This is a genomic window from Frankia torreyi (assembly GCF_000948395.1).
GTDB lineage: Bacteria > Actinomycetota > Actinomycetes > Frankiales > Frankiaceae > Frankia > Frankia torreyi.
The window spans coordinates 1-5,477 of the sequence record NZ_JYFN01000122.1 but is presented as its reverse complement, the minus strand read 5'-3'; the positions used below and the strand labels follow the sequence as shown (position 1 = coordinate 5,477).

Below are 5,477 nucleotides of genomic sequence, written 5' to 3'. Positions count from 1 at the left end.
GCGCCTGCTCCTTGAGAACTCAACAGCGTGCCGATTGTCAGTGCCAATTGTTTTACCCCGTTCATGGCCTGGCTGGTTGTTCTTCGCGCATCGTTCTGGTGTGTGGGGGGTGGCTGGTTGTGGTTGTGAGGGATTCCTTTGGACACGGCATCACGGTTGTGGTGTCGATGTCGGGGTCTGCCGGTTTTGCCGGCACTCTCGAAATCATTGATGGAGAGTTTGATCCTGGCTCAGGACGAACGCTGGCGGCGTGCTTAACACATGCAAGTCGAGCGAGGGGCTTCGGCTCCTAGCGGCGAACGGGTGAGTAACACGTGGGCAACCTGCCCCGAGCTCTGGAATAACTTCGGGAAACCGGGGCTAATGCCGGATATGACACTGCTGGGCATCTGGTGGTGTGGAAAGATTTATCGGCTCGGGATGGGCCCGCGGCCTATCAGCTTGTTGGTGGGGTGATGGCCTACCAAGGCGACGACGGGTAGCCGGCCTGAGAGGGCGACCGGCCACACTGGGACTGAGACACGGCCCAGACTCCTACGGGAGGCAGCAGTGGGGAATATTGCGCAATGGGCGAAAGCCTGACGCAGCGACGCCGCGTGGGGGATGACGGCCTTCGGGTTGTAAACCTCTTTCAGCAGGGACGAAGCGCAAGTGACGGTACCTGCAGAAGAAGCACCGGCCAACTACGTGCCAGCAGCCGCGGTAATACGTAGGGTGCAAGCGTTGTCCGGAATTATTGGGCGTAAAGAGCTCGTAGGCGGCCTGTCGCGTCGGCTGTGAAAACCCGGGGCTCAACCCCGGGCCTGCAGTCGATACGGGCAGGCTAGAGTCCGGCAGGGGAGACTGGAATTCCTGGTGTAGCGGTGAAATGCGCAGATATCAGGAGGAACACCGGTGGCGAAGGCGGGTCTCTGGGCCGGAACTGACGCTAAGGAGCGAAAGCGTGGGGAGCGAACAGGATTAGATACCCTGGTAGTCCACGCCGTAAACGTTGGGCGCTAGGTGTGGGGGACCTTCCACGGCCTCCGTGCCGCAGCTAACGCATTAAGCGCCCCGCCTGGGGAGTACGGCCGCAAGGCTAAAACTCAAAGGAATTGACGGGGGCCCGCACAAGCGGCGGAGCATGTGGCTTAATTCGATGCAACGCGAAGAACCTTACCAGGGCTTGACATGCAGGGAAATCTCGTAGAGATACGGGGTCCGTAAGGGTCCTGCACAGGTGGTGCATGGCTGTCGTCAGCTCGTGTCGTGAGATGTTGGGTTAAGTCCCGCAACGAGCGCAACCCTCGTCCTATGTTGCCAGCGAGTTATGTCGGGGACTCATAGGAGACTGCCGGGGTCAACTCGGAGGAAGGTGGGGATGACGTCAAGTCATCATGCCCCTTACGTCCTGGGCTGCACACATGCTACAATGGCCGGTACAAAGGGCTGCGATACCGCGAGGTGGAGCGAATCCCAAAAAGCCGGTCTCAGTTCGGATCGGGGTCTGCAACTCGACCCCGTGAAGTCGGAGTCGCTAGTAATCGCAGATCAGCAATGCTGCGGTGAATACGTTCCCGGGCCTTGTACACACCGCCCGTCACGTCACGAAAGTCGGTAACACCCGAAGCCGGTGGCCTAACCCTTGTGGGGGGAGCCGTCGAAGGTGGGACCGGCGATTGGGACGAAGTCGTAACAAGGTAGCCGTACCGGAAGGTGCGGCTGGATCACCTCCTTTCTAAGGAGCGTCTGGCTGGTCTGTCCTGTTGGGGGTGGGCTGGTTCAGGGCCAGGGCCGGATGTGCATGCCGGTCTGGTTGCTCATGGGTGGAACGCTGACGATAGTGCTTCTGGTTGTCTGCTGGATGTCTAGTACTCCGTGTGGCTTCTCTTCGGGGGGGTTGGGCGGGTGGAACGGGTCTGGTGGGTGGCTGGTGGTGCGTGGCACGCTGTTGGGTCCTGAGGGAGTGAGGCTTCCTCGTCTGGTGTGACCCCTTCTGCTGATCTCCTTCGGGGGGTTGTGGTGGGGGTCTGCTGGTGAACGGACCGGTCGTGGTAGGGGACTGCTTCCCGTGTGGGGGTGGGTTCTGCCGGGTCGGCTGGGGCCGTCCGTACGTTGAGAACTGCACAGTGGACGCGAGCATCTTTGTGGCCAAGTTAGTAAGGGCGCACGGTGGATGCCTTGGCACCAGGAGCCGATGAAGGACGTGGGAGGCTGCGATATGCCTCGGGGAGCTGTCAACCGAGCTGTGATCCGAGGATTTCCGAATGGGGAAACCCGGCAGGGCTTTAAATCCTGTCACCCATGCCTGAACACATAGGGCATGTGGAGGGAACGCGGGGAAGTGAAACATCTCATTACCCGCAGGAAGAGAAAACAACCGTGATTCCGCGAGTAGTGGTGAGCGAAAGCGGATGAGGCTAAACCAGTGTCGTGTGATAGCCGGCAGGCGTTGCGATGCTGGGGTTGTGGGATCGTCTGGACGGGACTGCCGTTCCGTCAGGGAGTCAGAAAGAGCGCTGTTAGGCGAAGGTCATGCGAATGGACCGCCATAGAGGGTAATAGCCCTGTAGCTGAAAACAGTGTTCCTCCCGGACGTGTTCCCAAGTAGCACGGAGCCCGTGAAATTCCGTGTGAATCTGGCGGGACCACCCGCTAAGCCTAAATACTCCCTGGTGACCGATAGCGGACTAGTACCGTGAGGGAAAGGTGAAAAGTACCCCGGGAGGGGAGTGAAATAGTACCTGAAACCGTGTGCCTACAATCCGTGGGAGCTGGACTTCGGTCTGGTGACCGCGTGCCTTTTGAAGAATGAGCCTGCGAGTTTGCGATGTGTGGCGAGGTTAACCCGTGTGGGGTAGCCGTAGCGAAAGCGAGTCCGAATAGGGCGTTTGAGTCGCATGTCCAAGACCCGAAGCCGAGTGATCTACCCATGGCCAGGTTGAAGCGCGGGTAAGACCGTGTGGAGGACCGAACCCACCAGGGTTGAAAACCTGGGGGATGAGCTGTGGGTAGGGGTGAAAGGCCAATCAAACTCGGTGATAGCTGGTTCTCCCCGAAATGCATTTAGGTGCAGCGTCGCATGTTTCTTGCCGGAGGTAGAGCACTGGATGGCCTAGGGGGCCCACAAGCTTACTGAAGTCAGCCAAACTCCGAATGCCGGTAAGTGAAGTGCGGCAGTGAGACTGCGGGGGATAAGCTTCGTAGTCGAGAGGGAAACAGCCCAGATCGCCAGCTAAGGCCCCTAAGCGTGCGCTAAGTGGAAAAGGATGTGGAGTCGCATAGACAACCAGGAGGTTGGCTTAGAAGCAGCCACCCTTGAAAGAGTGCGTAATAGCTCACTGGTCAAGTGATTCCGCGCCGACAATGTAGCGGGGCTCAAGCGCACCGCCGAAGCTGCGGCATACGCATGTTAGCCAGGCATCTTTGCGGGTGTCCAGGTGTGTGTATGGGTAGGGGAGCGTCGTGTGGCGTGTGAAGCGGCGGGGNGACCTAGTCGTGGATGCCATACGAGTGAGAATGCAGGCATGAGTAGCGAATGACGGGNGAGAAACCCGTCCGCCGGATGACCAAGGGTTCCTGGGGCAGGCTAATCCGCCCAGGGTGAGTCGGGACCTAAGGCGAGGCCGACAGGCGTAGTCGATGGACAACGGGTTGATATTCCCGTACCGGCGCTGACGCGCCCATGCTGAACCTGGTTGTGCTAACCATCTGATCGGATGTGTCTTTTCGGAGATGTGTCTGGGAGGGTGGGATCCCGGCTGGTAGTAGGCAAGCGATGGGGTGACGCAGGAGGGTAGTCCAACCCAGGCGGTGGTTGTCCTGGGGCAAGGGTGTAGGACGGTGCGTAGGTAAATCCGCGTTCCATGTGTCTGAGACCTGATGCCGAGCCGATTGTGGCGAAGTGGATGATCCCATGCTGCCGAGAAAAGCCTCTAGCGAGTGTCAGGGCCGCCCGTACCCTAAACCGACACAGGTGGTCAGGTAGAGAATACCAAGGCGTTCGAGTGAACTGTGGTTAAGGAACTCGGCAAAATGCCCCCGTAACTTCGGGAGAAGGGGGGCCGTTCTCCGTGTAGGGACTTGCTTCCGTAGCGGGGAGTGGCCGCAGAGACCAGGGGAAAGCGACTGTTTACTAAAAACATAGCTCCGTGCTAAGTCGTAAGACGATGTATACGGAGTGACGCCTGCCCGGTGCTGGAACGTTAAGGGGACGGGTTAGCTCTTCGGGGCGAAGCTCAGAACTTAAGCGCCAGTAAACGGCGGTGGTAACTATAACCATCCTAAGGTAGCGAAATTCCTTGTCGGGTAAGTTCCGACCTGCACGAATGGCGTAACGACTTTCCCACTGTCTCAACCACAGACTCGGCGAAATTGCATTACGAGTAAAGATGCTCGTTACGCGCGGCAGGACGGAAAGACCCCGGGACCTTTACTATAGCTTGATATTGGTGTTCGGTTCGGCTTGTGTAGGATAGGTGGGAGACTGTGAAGCTGGGACGCCAGTTCTGGTGGAGTCATTGTTGAAATACCACTCTGGTCGTACTGGATGTCTAACCTCGGTCCGTGATCCGGATCAGGGACAGTGTCTGGTGGGTAGTTTAACTGGGGCGGTTGCCTCCTAAAGAGTAACGGAGGCGCCCAAAGGTTCCCTCAGCCTGGTTGGCAATCAGGTGTTGAGTGCAAGTGCACAAGGGAGCTTGACTGTGAGACAGACATGTCGAGCAGGTGCGAAAGCAGGGACTAGTGATCCGGCGGTGGCTTGTGGAAGCGCCGTCGCTCAACGGATAAAAGGTACCCCGGGGATAACAGGCTGATCTTGCCCAAGAGTCCATATCGACGGCAAGGTTTGGCACCTCGATGTCGGCTCGTCGCATCCTGGGGCTGGAGTAGGTCCCAAGGGTTGGGCTGTTCGCCCATTAAAGCGGTACGCGAGCTGGGTTTAGAACGTCGTGAGACAGTTCGGTCCCTATCCGCCGCGCGCGCAGGAGACTTGAGAAGGGCTGTCCCTAGTACGAGAGGACCGGGACGGACGAACCTCTGGTGTGCCAGTTGTTCTGCCAAGGGCATGGCTGGTTGGCTACGTTCGGAAGGGATAACCGCTGAAAGCATCTAAGCGGGAAGCCTGCTTCGAGATGAGGTCTCCCACAGGGTAGCCTGGTAAGGCCCCCGACTAGATGATCGGGTTGATAGGCCGGAGGTGGAAGTGCGGTGACGCATGGAGCTGACCGGTACTAATAGGCCGAGGGCTTGTCTTCGAAGGTGCTACGCGTCCACTGTGCGGTTCCCAGCTGTATGGCCGGTCTGGGTTACTGGTTGTATAGTTGAATAGTGTTTCGGTGGTTTTGGCGAAGGGGAAACGCCCGGTCTCATTCCGAACCCGGAAGCTAAGCTCTTCAGCGCCGATGGTACTGCATGGGGGACTGTGTGGGAGAGTAGGACGCCGCCGGACTTACACAAAGTGTGGGGTTGCCTTTTTAAGGCAACCCCACACTTGT

3 rRNA genes are annotated in these 5,477 nt (G+C 58.5%); all 3 read left to right on the top strand.

Annotation, left to right across the window (positions count from 1 at the left end):
• Positions 1–207: 207 nt before the first annotated feature.
• The 3 genes from FF36_RS30920 to rrf all read left to right on the top strand — a co-directional run bounded on the left by FF36_RS30920 (position 208) and on the right by rrf (position 5,431).
• A 16S ribosomal RNA gene (locus FF36_RS30920) occupies positions 208–1,717 on the top strand.
• A 411-nt stretch (positions 1,718–2,128) separates the two neighbouring features.
• A 23S ribosomal RNA gene (locus tag FF36_RS30915) occupies positions 2,129–5,237 on the top strand.
• A 77-nt stretch (positions 5,238–5,314) separates the two neighbouring features.
• Positions 5,315–5,431, top strand: a 5S ribosomal RNA gene (gene rrf / locus FF36_RS30910).
• The 16S, 23S and 5S rRNA genes sit together here, the layout of an rRNA operon.
• Positions 5,432–5,477 lie beyond the last annotated feature (46 nt).